Here is a 15,641-nt window from a genome sequence, read left to right as displayed (position 1 = left end):
CTACAGGACGTGTGAATTTGAAGGGTGCTTTTCAAGGCACAGGGATTTTGGCAACACAACTAAGGACGGTAGCTGGATGAATAACAAGCACAACAACCTTGCCTTGCTCTGCGCATTGGCCACCCTCGGTACCGCGCAAGCGGCGCCTTACGTGGAAAACGGTAGAGCAGGCGATCCCGACAGTTGGCGCAGCACTGAATTCAATGCCGATTGGGGGCTGGGAGCGGTCAACGCACAAGAGGCCTACGCCGCCGGTTACACCGGTAAAGGCGTGAAGCTGGGGATCTTCGATCAACCGGTCTACGCCGCGCATCCGGAGTTTTCCGGCCCGAACAAAGTGATCACTCTGGTCACCAGCGGCATCCGCGAATACACCGACCCGTACATCCCGGTCAAAGCCGGCGATGTGTTTCGCTACGACGGTTCGCCCTCGATCGGTTCCAACGGCAAGCTGGGTGCCCACGGCACCCACGTTGGCGGAATCGCTGCCGGCAGTCGCGATGGAGGCCCGATGCATGGCGTGGCGTTTGGCTCGCAGATCATCAGTGCGGACAACGGAGATCCGGGCCCGGAAGACGGCATCATTCGCGGCAACGACGGCGCGGTCTACAAAGCCGGATGGGATGCCTTGATCGCCAGCGGCGCACGGATCATCAATAACAGTTGGGGCATCGGCATCACCGATCGCTTCGACCTCGGAGGACGTAACCCCGCGTACCCGCATTTCACGGTGCAAGACGCGCAATTGCAGTTCAACGAGATCCGTCCGTTGCTCGGGACCAAACCGGGTGGAGCCTACGATGGCGCCATCGCGGCGGCTCGCAGCGGTATCGTGACGATCTTCGCGGCCGGCAACGACTACAACCTCAACAACCCGGACGCTATCGCCGGCCTGGGCTATTTCGTCCCGGACATCGCGCCGAACTGGGTCACCGTGGCGGCGTTGCAGAGGAACCCGGACCTCAACAGCCCGGACCTCTACAACATCAGCACCTTCTCATCGCGTTGCGGCTACACAGCAAGCTTTTGCGTGTCCGCACCGGGCAGCAAGATCTACAGCTCGATCATCAGCGGTACCAACGCCGACAACCTGACCACCGGCTACGCCAACTACAACGGCACCTCGATGGCGGCGCCGCATGTCGCCGGTTCCATGGCCGTGCTGATGGAACGCTTCCCGTACATGACCGGCGCCCAAGTCGCCAGCGTGTTGCGCACCACGGCCACCGACCTCGGTGCGCCAGGTGTCGACGCGTTGTACGGCTGGGGGATGATCAACCTGCGCAAAGGCATCGATGGCCCGTCGATGTTGGTCACCGAGCAAGACATTCCCGAGGAGTTCCGCATCCAGGGTGCCTACGGTTCGAGCCAGTTTGTGGCGGACTTGCCGGGGATCGGCGCGATTATCGACGCGGGCAAACCGACCGAACGCGTCTGCAATGACGTGCACTGCGGCCTCGACACGTGGCGCAACAACATTTCCGGCCATGGCGGCCTGACCAAGCAGGGCATCGGCACGCTGGTGCTGACCGGCGCCAACACCTACGCCGGCCCGACGTTGGTCAATCAGGGCCGCTTGGCAATCAACGGCTCGCTGCTCTCGGCGGTCACCGTCAACGATAGCGGGATCCTTGGTGGTAATGGCCGCATCGGTGCATTGACCGCGAAAAGCGGTGGCACAGTGGCGCCTGGCAATTCCATCGGCACCTTGCAGGTGGCGGGCGACGTGGTCTTCGAGCCTGGCTCGACCTACGCCGTGGAGTTGTCGCCGACCAGCAGCGATCAGATCGTGGCGGGCGGTAAAGCCGTGATCGACGGCGCTACCGTCAGCCTGTCTCTGGAAAACAGTCCGACCTTGCTGACCACCAGCGAAGTGAAATCCCTGCTCGGCCATCAGTACAACATTCTGCAAGCGGCCGGCGGGATCGAAGGGCGTTTCGGCGCCGTGCTACCGGATTATCTGTTCATCGGAGGCACACTCGGCTACTCGGCCAATGGCATCCAACTGGCGGTAGAGCGCAACGCAGCGTCCTTCGCCAGCGTCGGCCAAACCCCGAATCAACGCGCTGTCGCCGCGGCCGCCGAGCAACTGGGCGCCGGCAATCCGCTCTATGAAACCTTGCTGCTTTCGCCGACCGCCGCCGTCGCACAACAAGCCTTCCAGCAACTGTCTGGTGAGATTCACCCGGCGATCGGCACGCTGCTGATCAACGACAGCCGTTACCTGCGCGATGCCGTCGGCGAACGCCTGCGCGAGCGTGATCTGTTCAATGCAGCGGCACCCACCGATGACCGTAGCAACGCCTGGGTCAAAGTCCTCGGCGCCTGGGGCAAGAGCGATGGCGGGCATGACAACGCCAGTTCCAACAGCTCCATCGGCGGCTTGCTGGCCGGTGTCGACGGTCTGATCACGGAAGATACGCGGCTGGGTTTCGTGACCGGTTACAGCGACAGTTCGTTGAGCATGGGCGATGGCACGCATTCGTCAGCCTCCGTCGACAGCTACCACTTGGGCGCCTATCTGGGCCATGAAATCGATGCGCTGCGTCTGAGCGTCGGCGGCGCATACAGCTGGCATCGCATTGACGTGAAGCGTGACCTGCAATTCGGCGACGTCAGCGGTAAACAGAAATCCAAACGCGATGCGACAACCGCACAACTGTTTACCGAAGCGGCGTATCGCCTGGACCTGCAACCGCTGGCGCTGGAACCGTTCGCCAACCTGGCTTACGTGCACTTGAACAGCGACAGCTTCACAGAGAAAGGTGATGCCGCGGCGCTCAAGGGTGGCGAAGACAACCGCGACGCCGTGCTCTCGACCCTCGGCCTGCGGGCGAGCAAAGCGATTGCCCTGTCGGACAAACAGCAGCTGGAACTGTCCGGCACGCTGGGCTGGCAGCACAACCTGAGCAACACCCGTTCAGAAGATCATCTGGCCTTCGCCAACGGCAACACCGCGTTCAGCGTGCAGAGCGTTTCCCTGGATCGTAACGCCGCCGTTGTGGGTGCGCGGGCCGGTTTGGCGGTGGCGCAGGACGTTCGTTTGAGCCTGGATTACAACGGACTGCTTGGCTCCAACGAGAAAGACCACGGTGTGGGTCTGACACTCGACTGGCAGTTCTGATTTAACGTAAAGGAAGCAAACCTATGGGACTGTTTGATTACAAAAATGCTGACGGCAAGGCGTTGTACAGCGACGCCATCGCGCTGACGCTGTATGCGTACACGCCAACAGGTAAACCGCTGCCGGCGACCGGTTGGGCGCCGATTGGCGCCACGCAGCTGGGTTATCAAGGCAAGGTCGGCGCACAAGGCACCTACTATGGTGAGAAGGATGGCTTCACCAGCGCCGAAGCCGAAGTGCTCGGCAAGTACGACGCGGCGGGCAAGCTGATCGGTATCGGCATTGCCTTTCGTGGCACCGGCGGCCTGGGTTACAGCGACACCTTCGGCGACATGAAAAACAACCTGCTGGCTGCTGTCGGACCGGTGGATTACGCGACGAACTACGCGAAAAACGCCTTCGACAATTTGCTCAAGGACGTCGCCGCGTTTGCGCTCGCCCATGGCCTGAACGCCAGGGATGTGCTGGTCAGCGGTCACAGTCTCGGTGGATTGGGCGTCAATAGCCTCGCCGAACTGAGCGGAAACAACTGGGGCGGCTTCTTCAAGGAGGCCAACTACGTTGCCTTCGCCTCGCCGACCCAGAGCGCTACCGGCAACAACGTGCTGAACATCGGTTACGAGAACGATCCAGTGTTTCGGGTACTCGACGGCACCACGTTCAGCAGCGGATCCTTGGGCAAACACGATGGTCATCAGGACTCGGCAACCAACAACATCGTCAACTTCAATGACCAGTACGCGTCCACCTCGCAGAACCTGGTGCCGTTCAGCATCCTCAACCCGCTGAACTGGTCGGCTCACGGCTCGCTGGGGTATGCCGACGGGTTGAACCGGGTGATCGACTCGCGTTTCTACGACCTCACCGACAAGGACTCGACGCTGATCGTGTCCAACCTGGCGCAAGCGTCCCGGGGCAAGACCTGGGTCGAGGACCTTGGACGCAGCGGCGAACCTCACACTGGCAGCACATTCATCATCGGCACCGACAGCAACGACCTGCTCAAGGGCGGTGCCGGCAATGACTTCATCGAAGGCCGCGATGGCAATGACCGGTTCCGCGATGACGGTGGCTACAACCTCCTGCTGGGCGGCAAGGGCAGCAATACCTTCGAATTGCAGAAGCCGTTGCAGAATTTCAGCTTTGCCAACGACGGCGACGGCACGCTGTACGTGCGTGATGCCTATGGCGGCATCAGCATGACCCGCGACATTGGCGCGCTAGTCAGTAAAGAGTCGGGCTCATGGTGGGGCAGCAAGGAGGTGACTTACAGCGTCACCGTCAACGGTTTGCTCAACGGCAGTGAACTGACCCACTACAACCACTCGCTTAACGGTGATGCCTACGGCAATACACTGGCAGCCAGCGTCGACGGCGACTGGTTGTTCGGCAATGCCGGCAACGATCTGCTGCGCAGTGACAAAAGCCACGTGACCTTCGTCGGTGGCGCGGGCAATGACGTAATGCAGGCCTCAGGTGGCAACAACACGTTCCTGTTCAGCGGCGCCTTTGGTTTCGACGTAATCAATGGCTACCAGAGCAACGACAAACTGCTGTTCATGGGCGTTCAGGGCGCGGGGCAGGGTTATGACTACAAGCAACACGCTTCGCAGTCGGGCCATGACACGGTGCTGAAGATTGGCGACTTTGCCGTGACCCTGGTGGGGGTGGGACTGGATAACCTGTCGGCTTCAGGCATTACGTTTGCCTGAGGCTGCATGCACTAAATGCTCCGGGGCGCCTCATGATAGGGCGTCCTGGTTGTGAGCTATCTCTAACAATTCCAACAAAGAGAGAGGCAATACCAATGGGTGTGTACGACTACAAAAACTTCGGTACAGCCGATTCCAAAGCGTTATTTACCGACGCGATGGCGATCACGCTGTACTCCTACCACAACCTGGATAACGGCTTTGCCGCCGGCTATCAGTACAACGGCTTCGGCCTTGGCTTGCCGGCGACACTGGTAACCGCGTTGATCGGCGGCACCGACTCCCAGGGCGTCATTCCCGGAATCCCATGGAACCCCGATTCGGAAAAAGCCGCACTGGATGCGGTGCAGAAAGCCGGCTGGACGCCCATCACCGCCACGCAACTGGGCTATAACGGCAAGGTCGATGCACGCGGAACGTTCTTCGGCGAAAAGGCCGGGTACACCAGTGCTCAGGTGGAAATTCTCGGCAAGTACGATGCGCAGGGCCATCTCAGCGAAATCGGTATCGCCTTTCGCGGAACCAGCGGCCCACGAGAAAGCCAGATCAGCGACTCCATCGGCGATGTGATCAACGATCTGCTGGCGGCGCTAGGGCCCAAGGATTACGCCAAGAACTACGTCGGCGAAGCCTTCGGCGACCTGCTCAGCGACGTTGCGGCCTTTGCCCGGGCCAATGGCCTGTCGGGCAAGGACGTGCTGGTCAGCGGCCACAGCCTCGGCGGGTTGGCGGTCAACAGCCTGGCGGATTTGAGCAACGACAAGTGGGCCGGCTTCTACCAGGATTCCAACTACATTGCCTACGCCTCGCCGACCCAAAGCAGCACCGACAAAGTGCTGAACGTCGGTTACGAAAACGACCCGGTGTTCCGCGCCCTCGACGGCTCATCGTTCAACCTGTCGTCGGTGGGCGTGCACGATGCCGCCAAGGTTTCGGCGACCGATAACATCGTCAGCTTCAACGACCACTACGCCTCGACAGCTTGGAATGTGCTGCCGTTTTCGATCCTCAACATCCCGACCTGGATCTCGCACTTGCCCACCGCCTATGGCGACGGTATGAACCGGGTGATCGAATCGAAGTTCTACGACCTCACCAGCAAAGACTCGACGATCATCGTTGCCAATCTGTCGGATCCGGCACGCGCCAACACTTGGGTTCAGGATCTGAATCGCAACGCTGAAACCCACAAGGGCAGCACCTTCATCATCGGCAGTGACGGCAACGATCTGATCCAGGGTGGCCGGGGCAACGACTATCTGGAAGGCCGCGATGGCAACGACACCTTCCGCGACGGCGGTGGTTACAACATCCTGTTGGGCGGCAAGGGCAACAACGTGCTGGACGTGCAGCAATCGGTGAAGAACTTCGACTTCGCCAATGACGGCGCCGGCAACCTGTACATCCGCGATCTCAATGGCGGCATCAGTATTACCCGCGACATCGGCAGCCTCGTGACCAAAGAGCCAGGGTTTCTGTGGGGGGTGTTCAAGGATGACGTGACCCACAGCGTCACTGCCGAAGGCCTCAAGGCGGGCAACAACCTGACTCAGTACGCGTCCACAGTGAAGGGCGGGGCCGGAGCCGATACGCTCACGGCTCACGCGGGTGGCGATTGGTTGTTGGGGCTGGACGGTAACGACCATTTGCTCGGCGGCAAGGGCAACGACGTGTTTGTCGGCGGGGCCGGTAATGACTTGCTGGAATCGGGAGGCGGGATCGATACGTTCCTGTTTAGCGGCGCGTTTGGTCAGGACCGGGTGGTTGGCTACCAGGCCAGCGACAAACTGGTGTTTCTCGGGGTTCAGGGCGTGACGCCGAACGACGACTATCGGGCGCATGCCACGGCGGTAGGGCACGACACGGTGCTGACGTTTGGGGGGGATTCGGTGACGTTGGTCGGGGTTGGGCTGGATAGCTTGTCCAGCTCAGGGGTTGTTATCGCCTGACGGTGATGCGCTGCCTGTAAGGGCCCCATCGCGAGCAAGCTCGCTCCCACAGGGGATTTGTGAACGCCACAGATCCAATGTGGGAGCGAGCTTGCTCCGGGCGGCGTTCCGACGATGAACGACAACGCGGTACTCAGTCTTCCTGTCGAATCGTGGTCACTTCATCGGCCTTGACCTTCACTTTCGCCCCGGAAATATCTTCGAACTCGAAGAAGCCGTCCTTGGTCTTGGTTTTCGGCATGTCCTTGGTCAAATACTGGGTGCCGTTCTGCAGCGTCACAACCGTTGGTGTCGAGCAACCGGCCAGGGCCAGAAAGGCCGCCACCGCCAGGGGCAAACCCAGAGTCTTGATATTCATAACCACCTCTCATCCTTCAAAAAAAAACAGCGCGACTGCCATGAGCGAAATCAATCGTCACTGCACCTCTAACGCGGTTAGGTGCGATGGATCGGCAGAAAGTTCATAGCCAGCCGAAAAATTACCGATTAACGCCGCCGCTTATCCTTTTCCGTTTGCACCGGGCAGGGCGTAGCTGGTATCTGTACGCATAACCAGTACTCGCTCGCCATGGCCTTTTTTCCTGTGACTGCAAACCCGCTCGACGATCCGTTCTACTACTTGAACAACTTCATGCAAGTGCTTGATTGGCTTGAGCTTCGCTATGCCGATGTGCTGAGTGTCGAAGAACAACACTTCATCCGCGAGTTCAAGCGGTTGCCCCGTGAGTCCAGGGCGCTGCTGGTCAGGATGGTGATGCGCAAGGGGAATCACTTCCGGGCGAGCAAGCTGCATTACGTCGAAATCGGCGACATCACCATCGCCGCTGGCCCACTGCTGGCGCTGGGATGGATCGATGAGCAATCGCCGCTGTCGATCGAAGCGCTGTTCGAGGTGCTGCTCAAGGCGGAAATTCTCCAGTGTTTTGGCGCCACCATCGATCAACCCAAGGGGAAAAAGACCGATTGGCTGCCCGCACTGAGCGAACGGTTTCCCCAGACTCACAGCTTCGGCCAGTGGTGCCCGTCGCTGGATGACCGATTGTTCAGCCTGACCATCATGGGCCTGTGCGACCGCCTGCGCTTGATGTTTTTCGGCAATCTGTACCAGGACTGGTCCGAGTTCGTGCTGGCTGACCTGGGCATCTTTACCTATGAAAAAGTCGAGTTCTGCGCCGACTCCCGAGGCCTGCGCAGCCGTGACGACGTGGACGCCTGCCTCTTCCTTCATGAGTGTCAGCAGCATTTCGAGGCCGGCGAAGCCGTGGAAGGCATTGTCGAGCAGGTCAAAGGGCTGGCGCTGAGCAATCCCTGGCTGCAAAGACGTCGCGGCAAACTGTTGTTCCAGATCGGTCAGCACTGCGAGCGCCTGGCGGATTTCTCTACCGCGCTGACGATCTACCGCGAGTGTACCTATCCCGGCGCGCGCCTGCGGTTGATTCGCGTATTGGAGCGCTGCGGTGAATATCAGCTGGCCATGGACCTGGCCGTCGCGGTGGAGCATTCGCCGGAAAGTGCCGCCGAGCAGCAACAATTGCTGCGTGTGCTGCCCAGGCTGCGGCGCAAGTTGGGCGGGCCGGTGATAAAGCGCTCGTCCCCACGGGAGATGCTGCGCCTGGACCTGCAACTGCCCAGAACCGACCCGGCGTTGTCGGTGGAGTCTTACGTTCAGGCGCATTTGGCGGAAGAGTCGGCGCCGGTGCATTACGTCGAAAACAGCCTGATCAATTCGCTGTTCGGTCTGCTGTGCTGGCCGGCGATTTTCGCGCCGTTGCCGGGAGCGTTTTTCCACCCGTTCCAGCGTGGGCCGGTGGATCTGCTCAATGAGGACTTTCACGCACGCCGCGCGGAGCTGTTCCAGGGCTGCCTGGCTGAACTCGATGACGGGCGTTACCGCCAGACGATTCGTCAACGCTATGCCAGCAAGTGGGGCGTGCAGTCGCCCTTCGTGTTCTGGGGCGTGCTGAGCGAAAAATTGATCGATCAGGCACTCGATTGCTTGCCGGCAGAACACCTCAAGCACTGGTTCAATCGCCTGCTGTCGGACATCAAGGCCAATCGCGCCGGCATGCCGGACCTGATCCAGTTTTGGCCGCAGGACAAAACCTACCGAATGATCGAAGTCAAAGGTCCCGGTGATCGCCTGCAAGACAATCAATTGCGCTGGCTCGAGTTCTGCCATGAGCACCAGATGCCGATTGCCGTCTGCTACGTGCAATGGGCGGAGCAAAGCGCTTGAGTTACAGCATCGCGGTGCGGGCGCTGTGTGAATTCACCGCCAAGGTCGGTGACCTCGACCTGCGTTTTACGCCTTCGCCGACGGCGCTGGAAGGGATTGTCGGGCACCGTACGGTGGCGTCCCGGCGTAGCGAGGGCTACCAGAGTGAAGTCGCGCTTGAAGGTCTGTATCAAACGTTGAAGGTAAAGGGCCGGGCCGACGGCTACGACTCCGCGCAAAATTGCCTGGAAGAAGTCAAAACCTATCGCGGCGACTTGAGCAAGCAACCGGCCAACCACCGCCAGCTGCACTGGGCGCAGGCGAAGATTTACGGCTGGTTGATGTGCCAGAAACTGCAGCTGACGCAGATCAATCTGGCCCTGGTGTACTTCAACATCGTCAATGAAAAGGAAACCTGCCTGGTCGAGGCTTTCAGCGCCGCGCAACTGCGGCTGTTCTTTGAACAACATTGCTCCTTGTTCCTGCACTGGGCCGAACAGGAAATGGCTCATCGCGAAGGGCGAAATCGGGCAGCGCAACAACTGGCGTTTCCCCATGCCGACTTTCGACCCGGGCAACGTCATCTGGCGGAATCGGTGTTCAAGGCCGTCAGCACCGGTCGTTGCTTGATGGCGCAGGCGCCCACGGGGATCGGCAAGACGGTCGGTACGCTGTTCCCGATGCTCAAGGCCCTGGCGCCGCAGCAACTGGACAAGGTGTTCTTCCTCACGGCGAAAACCCCGGGGCGCAAACTGGCGCTGGACGCCGCGCAAGTGATCCTCGACAGCGCCGACGCGCCACCCTTGCGGGTGCTTGAAATGATCGCCCGGGACAAGGCTTGCGAACATCCGGACAAAGACTGTCACGGCGAATCCTGCCCGTTGGCCCAGGGTTTCTATGATCGCTTGCCCGCCGCTCGCCAGGCGGCCAGCAAATTGTCCCTGCTGAACCAGAACGCTTTGCGCGAGGTCGCCCTGCAACACGACGTCTGTCCCTACTACCTGAGCCAGGAAATGGCCCGCTGGGCAGACGTGGTGGTCGCCGATTACAACTACTATTTCGATTTCAGCGCGCTGCTGTTCGGGCTGGCCCAGGCCAATAACTGGAAAGTCGCGGTGCTGGTGGACGAAGCGCACAATCTGGTGGAGCGGGGCCGGCAGATGTACAGCGCCAGCCTTGAACAGTCGACCCTCAGCGGCGTACGAAAAACCGCGCCTGAGGCGTTGAAAAAATCCTTGCAACGGGTCAACCGTGAGTGGAATGCCCTGCATAACCTGCAACTCGGCGCCTATCAGGCCTATGACAAGGCGCCGGAAAAACTGCTCCAGGCGTTGTCGTCGTGCAGCGCGAGCATCGGCGATTACCTGAATGATCATCCGCAAGGCCTGGACGGAGCGTTACAGAACTTCTATTTCGACATGCTGCAGTTTTGCCGGGTGGCCGAGCACTTCGATGAACAGTTCCTGTTCGACATCAGCAAGCGCGACCTCGATCGCCAACGCAACCTGTCGCAACTTTGCCTGCGCAACGTGGTGCCCGCCGGCTTCATCCGCCCACGCTTGACGGCTGCACGCAGCACCGTGCTGTTTTCCGCGACCCTGAGCCCTCGCCACTACTATGCCGATCTGCTGGGCACGCCGGAAAATACGGTGTGGATAGACGTTGAATCGCCATTTCACGCCGATCAGCTGCAAGTGCACATCGTCAGCCAGATATCCACGCGGTTCGTCCATCGCCAGTCCTCCCTTGCGCCCATCGTCGAGCTGATTGCCCGGCAGTTCATTCAACGTCCCGGCAACTACCTGGCGTTTTTCAGCAGCTTTGATTATTTGCAGCAAGTGGCGCAGTTGCTGGCCGAGAAGCATCCACACATCAATCTGTGGTCGCAGTCCCGGGGCATGGGGGAAGGGCAGCGTCAGGAGTTTCTCGATCAATTCACCGCCGAGAGTCAGGGCGTCGGTTTCGCGGTGTTGGGCGGGGCTTTTGGCGAAGGCATCGACTTGCCGGGCGCGCGACTGATCGGAGCGTTTATCGCCACCCTCGGGCTGGCGCAACTCAACCCGGTCAACGAGCAGTTGAAACAGCGCATGGCAGCAATTTTCGGCGCCGGTTATGACTACACCTACCTGTTTCCCGGTGTGCAGAAAGTGGTGCAGGCGGCGGGGAGGGTGATCCGCACCCAGCAGGATCAAGGGGTGGTTATGTTGATCGATGACCGGTTTGGCGATAGCAAGGTCAAGCAGCTACTGCCGCGCTGGTGGTCGATTGTTCCGAGGATTTCGCACCCTGTCGAGTAGGATTTTTTACTTTAAAAACATAGACATATCTTGAAAGAAAGGCACGTTTGAACAATCAGCGAATGCCGTCTTTATTCAAAGAGCCAGTCATCACTTTCAAACCAAATCTTTGATAAGGAAATCAAGGTATGTCAGCAGCACCGAAATACACGTACACCCCTGAGCAGGTCACCACAGCATTCAATGAAATAAAAGCGTCGCTGTTCAGCGGCATCACGGCCGAGGCAATCCCAAAAATGCTGGTCGTTGCCGGGCTACAAGGGTCAGGCAAAACCTATCTGCTGGAAAAGAACCTGCTGCCTTCAAAACGCTACGACAATTATGTCCGTCTTTACCTGCCCAACTACCGCAAGAAACACCCTCAATACGCAGAGATGATCAAACTTGGCGTCTTGCATGCGTATGAGCATACCGAGGCATTTGTTCGTGAAGTCAATACGAAGATCTTCATGCAGGCCTTTACCGGCGAATTCAACATCATCATGGAGTGTGCGTTCGATAGCCTCGATTTCGCGGCCTTCCTGCCGTCGGCGACCGCCGCCGGTTATCAGTTCGAAACTCACATCGTTGGTTGCACTCAAGAGTTTGCTCATGTGTCGAGCATTAAACGAGCATTCAAAAGCCTTGAAGATCAGGAAATGGAGCGGTTTCTCACGGTATCGACGCTGGATGCCAGCATGAGTTATGCGCCTGCGATCATCCTGGCCTTCGAGACGGCTGCAAAAGCGGTCAGCGGCTCGCAAGTCAATGTGTACGAACGCGGGTTCGGAGTGTTGAACGAGCGAACCTTGATTGCCCAGAGCACCTACTCCAAAGCTGCCGACGGTTCTGTCACCACAACCACATCCAAGGTGGATTATGCGTACAGCGTCTATTCCAGCATTATCGACAACCACGTCTTCGCGGTTAGCGATCGAGGCGAAGTCATCAAAGAGTGCCACCTGGCACTGCTCAAGATGGCGACTCATGCTTCGTATGTTCCGAATTTCGTCTACAACGATCTGTATGCCTACATCGTCCAATACGTGAATCGATAATGCTGGGCGACGAGTACCGTTTTTCCGACTTTCCAAATGCGTGGTTTGTCTCATACTCCAGAAAAACAACAGTGACGTGAGGGATCAATGAACGAGGATCGGACCAAAGCCAACGCCATCGACGACAGTCGTTTTCGCCTGTTGATCGATGCTGTGATTGACTATGCGATCTACATGATTGATCCCGATGGCATCATCACTAGCTGGAACGCCGGCGCCAGGCGTTTCAAGGGGTACGAGGAGTTCGAAATCCTTGGTCAGCACTTTTCGCGGTTCTATACCGAAGAGGATCGCCTTGCCGGTTTGCCCCAGCGAGCGCTGGATATGGCGATCAGGGAGGGGCGTTTCGAGGGGGAAAGCTGGCGGGTTCGCAAGGACGGCACGCATTTCTGGTGCCACGTGGTCATTGATCCGATTCTCGATCCATCGGGCACGTTGCTTGGGTTTGCCAAGATCACTCGGGACCTGACCGACCGCAAGATGGCTGAAGAAACCCTCAAGCAAAGCGAGCAGCAATTCCGGCTACTGGTTCAAAGCGTCACTGACTACGCCATCTACATGCTCACCCCGGATGGCCGCATGACCAACTGGAACCTCGGGGCTCAGCGCATCAAGGGCTATTTGCCCGAAGAAGTCATCGGCCAGCATTTTTCGATGTTTTACACCCCGGAAGACCGCGAGGCCGGCGAACCACAACGGACCCTGGACATTGCAGTGCGTGAGGGGCGATTCGAAAACAAAGGCTGGCGCGTGCGCAAGGGCGGTACGCGGTTCCTGGCACATGTCGTGGTCGACCCGATTTGGGGCGACACCGGCACGTTACTCGGCTTTGCCAAGATCACCCGTGATATCACCGAAGTCACACAAGCCCAGCAGACCCTTGAGCAAACCCGCGAAGCGCTGTTTCAGGCGCAGAAGATGCAGGTCATCGGTCAACTCAGTGGCGGCATCGCCCACGACTTCAACAACTTGCTGACCGTCATCCTTGGCAATCTGGAGATCATCCGCAAACGTGTCGCGGACGATTCGAGAATTACCCGATTGGTGGACAACGCCACCCAGGGTGCCTTGCGTGGCGTAACCCTGACTCAACGCATGCTGGCGTTTGCCAGACGCCAGGAGCTCAAGTCCGAACCTGTCGAGATCCCGAAGCTGGTGCAAGGGATCATCGGACTGTTGCGCAGCTCCCTCGGGCCTTCCGTGGTGCTCGAAACGCGCTTCTCGCAAGAACTTGAACCAGTCCTGGCCGACGTCAATCAGCTCGAACTGGCGGTACTGAACCTGGTGACCAACGCTCGAGATGCAATGCCCCATGGCGGAAAAATCGTGATCAGTGCCCAGTCAGATGCTGGTCTGGACAAGGCGCATCTTTCCCTGGCGCCCGGTCGGTATGTCTGCCTGAGTGTCACCGATAATGGTGAGGGCATGGATGACGCGACGCTGGCATCGGCAACGGACCCTTTTTTCACCACAAAGGGAGTTGGCAAAGGTACTGGCCTGGGGCTGTCGATGGTTCATGGTTTTATTGAGCAATTGGGCGGTCGATTCGTTCTCAAGAGCCTGAAGGACAAAGGCACAACCGCCGAACTGTGGATACCCGTCGCCGCCGCTGGTTCAGTCGCCAGGCCTGTTGCCGAGGAGCAAGCCGCACCGCCCGTGCTCCGACTGTGTGTGTTGGTGGTGGACGACGACAGCCTGGTATTGACCAGTACCTGCCTGTTGCTCGAGGACCTGGGGCATCGAGTGATCAGTGCAGTGTCCGGTGCACAGGCGCTGGCCATGTTCGACAGCGAACAGGCGATTGATCTGGTCATCACCGACATGGCCATGCCACAGATGAATGGCGCGCAACTGGCGCAGGCTATCCGGGCCTTGAAGCCGAGCTTGCCGATCATCCTTGCCACCGGTTACGCCGAGCGTCTGGAAGGTTTCGCAACCCAACTTCCGCGCCTGTCCAAACCCTTTACCCAACTCAATCTGGTGGAAATCATCGCCACGACCATGAAATAAGAAAGCAAGTTCAAGGTTCGGCCACGGATCCCGCGTTCTTCTTGAAGCCGCGCACGTTCATGGCGCACAGGCAATCCTGGCGCATGCACCGAACACACAAAAGGCCTGGCTTGCACCAGGCCTCTTGTTGTCACACCACCTGCATCAAGCCGCCAGATTGGCTGCGCTCATTTCTTTCTTGTACTGAGCTTTCAAACTTTCCATTTGCGCACCCAGCTCTTCAAGTGTGGCTTTGCCCAACAGTTTTTTGGCCTGGGGAAACATTTCCGTTTCCTCCTCTTCAATGTGATGTTCCAGCAGTTCCTTGACCACTTTCACGCGACCGGCGAATTCTGGGGTGGACGGATCGGTGACTTTCAGGTCTGGCAGCACCAGCGAATCTACGGTGCGATGTTCTTCCTTGGCTTCGTAATACATGACGTCCTGCTCCTTACCCCCGGCTTTCTTGTACGCCGGGTACAAGACTTCCTCTTCGAGACGGGTATGGATGGCGATCTCCATTTCCAGCTTGGCCAGCAACTCGCCGCGCTTTTTAACACCACGCTCGGTGGATTCGCTTAATTGGGTCAGGATGCCTTTTACGCGTTCATGGTCGGCTTTCAACAAGTCTATGGCGTTCATGGTCGAGTCTCTCCAACGGGTCAGGGGTGAGCGCGAACGGTCTCAAGGCCGAAAGTCGCTCATTGTCCTTGAGCATTTGTCGTGCCGGTTTGCCGATGCGATAACTTGTTTATAAAACAATAAGTTGAAGTGACTGATGGCGAACTGCGGTCATGCAGCCTGCATGAGTCCGGAAATTGACTCATGCAGTTCGCAGTGGAGCATTGATTCCAGACAATAAAAAGCCCGGCGACTGTGCCGGGCTTTTCAAGTTCAGGCTCTGGATTCGGGGTGCTGGAGCAAACGATGAGCGTTTTGCGTGGCCATCGAGACCGGCGGGAAATCTTCGTTGAGCAGCCGCAAGTGCTCTATCGCTTCCTTGAACTTCAAGTCGGCCTTTCTGCGCTGGGTCTGATAACGATCAAACAGCTCCGCGTCCATGTCGCTGACCTCGAGTAACGCCCAGGCGCTGCGGCTCAGTGCCTGGGCGTCTTCAAACATTTGACGATTACGTTCCAGGGCGAAGGCCCGGCAGGCTTTGATTTCTTCGGAGGTGGAATAGTGAATCATGACCAGCACCTGATTTTTCGAGGTTCCTTTTGATAGGTATTGATGGAGCAGGGGAACCGAACCTGGCAAGTCCCACCGTGCAAAAGCCGGACGGGATTAAGGTTGTGACTGGCTGGATCGCAAAAGA

At 58.6% G+C, this 15,641-nt stretch carries 10 protein-coding genes; 7 read left to right on the top strand and 3 right to left on the bottom strand.

Annotated elements, in window-relative coordinates:
* Positions 1-76: 76 nt before the first annotated feature.
* From FQ187_RS00825 to FQ187_RS00815, 3 genes are all read left to right on the top strand, one after another.
* Positions 77-3,124, top strand: a complete 3,048-nt coding sequence (locus FQ187_RS00825) for an autotransporter serine protease (RefSeq protein ID WP_149628040.1) — start codon at positions 77-79, stop codon at positions 3,122-3,124.
* A gap of 23 nt (positions 3,125-3,147) precedes the next feature.
* Positions 3,148-4,836, top strand: a complete 1,689-nt coding sequence (locus FQ187_RS00820) for a polyurethanase (protein ID WP_149628039.1) — start codon at positions 3,148-3,150, stop codon at positions 4,834-4,836.
* Between the two features lie 95 nt (positions 4,837-4,931).
* Complete coding sequence (locus FQ187_RS00815; protein WP_149628038.1) at positions 4,932-6,785, top strand: polyurethanase; 1,854 nt, start codon at positions 4,932-4,934, stop codon at positions 6,783-6,785.
* Between the two features lie 133 nt (positions 6,786-6,918).
* Here FQ187_RS00815 and FQ187_RS00810 read toward each other — a convergent pair whose 3' ends face one another.
* The gene (locus tag FQ187_RS00810; RefSeq protein WP_046055248.1) at positions 6,919-7,143 is read right to left on the bottom strand and encodes a YgdI/YgdR family lipoprotein; all 225 of its coding nucleotides are present in this window, start codon (positions 7,141-7,143) and stop codon (positions 6,919-6,921) included.
* A gap of 210 nt (positions 7,144-7,353) precedes the next feature.
* Between FQ187_RS00810 and FQ187_RS00805 the strand changes: the two genes are divergently transcribed.
* From FQ187_RS00805 to FQ187_RS00790, 4 genes are all read left to right on the top strand, one after another.
* Positions 7,354-9,021, top strand: a complete 1,668-nt coding sequence (locus FQ187_RS00805) for a VRR-NUC domain-containing protein (RefSeq protein WP_149628037.1) — start codon at positions 7,354-7,356, stop codon at positions 9,019-9,021.
* Entirely contained in the window at positions 9,018-11,297 is a 2,280-nt protein-coding gene (locus tag FQ187_RS00800; RefSeq protein ID WP_149628036.1) for an ATP-dependent DNA helicase, read from the top strand. The genes FQ187_RS00805 and FQ187_RS00800 overlap by 4 nt, the downstream gene beginning before the upstream one ends.
* A 128-nt stretch (positions 11,298-11,425) precedes the next feature.
* Positions 11,426-12,334, top strand: coding sequence for a zeta toxin family protein (locus tag FQ187_RS00795; protein ID WP_149628035.1), 909 nt, complete (start codon positions 11,426-11,428; stop codon positions 12,332-12,334).
* 87 nt (positions 12,335-12,421) lie between these two features.
* A complete protein-coding gene (locus FQ187_RS00790) occupies positions 12,422-14,344 on the top strand; it encodes a PAS domain-containing sensor histidine kinase (protein WP_149628034.1) in 1,923 nt (640 codons plus the stop codon).
* A gap of 144 nt (positions 14,345-14,488) precedes the next feature.
* Here the strand turns inward: FQ187_RS00790 and FQ187_RS00785 are convergent, their stop codons facing one another.
* Both FQ187_RS00785 and FQ187_RS00780 read right to left on the bottom strand, forming a co-directional pair.
* Positions 14,489-14,965, bottom strand: a complete 477-nt coding sequence (locus FQ187_RS00785) for a hemerythrin domain-containing protein (RefSeq protein WP_046055244.1) — start codon at positions 14,963-14,965, stop codon at positions 14,489-14,491.
* A gap of 252 nt (positions 14,966-15,217) precedes the next feature.
* On the bottom strand, positions 15,218-15,514 hold the full coding sequence (locus FQ187_RS00780) for a hypothetical protein (protein ID WP_149628033.1): 297 nt from the start codon (positions 15,512-15,514) through the stop codon (positions 15,218-15,220).
* Between the last annotated feature and the right edge of the window lie 127 nt (positions 15,515-15,641).

Source organism: Pseudomonas sp. ANT_J28, assembly GCF_008370005.1.
Classification (GTDB): Bacteria; Pseudomonadota; Gammaproteobacteria; order Pseudomonadales; family Pseudomonadaceae; genus Aquipseudomonas; species Aquipseudomonas frigoris.
Note: the sequence above shows the minus strand (reverse complement) of the source record. Positions and strands in the feature narration are given on the sequence as shown.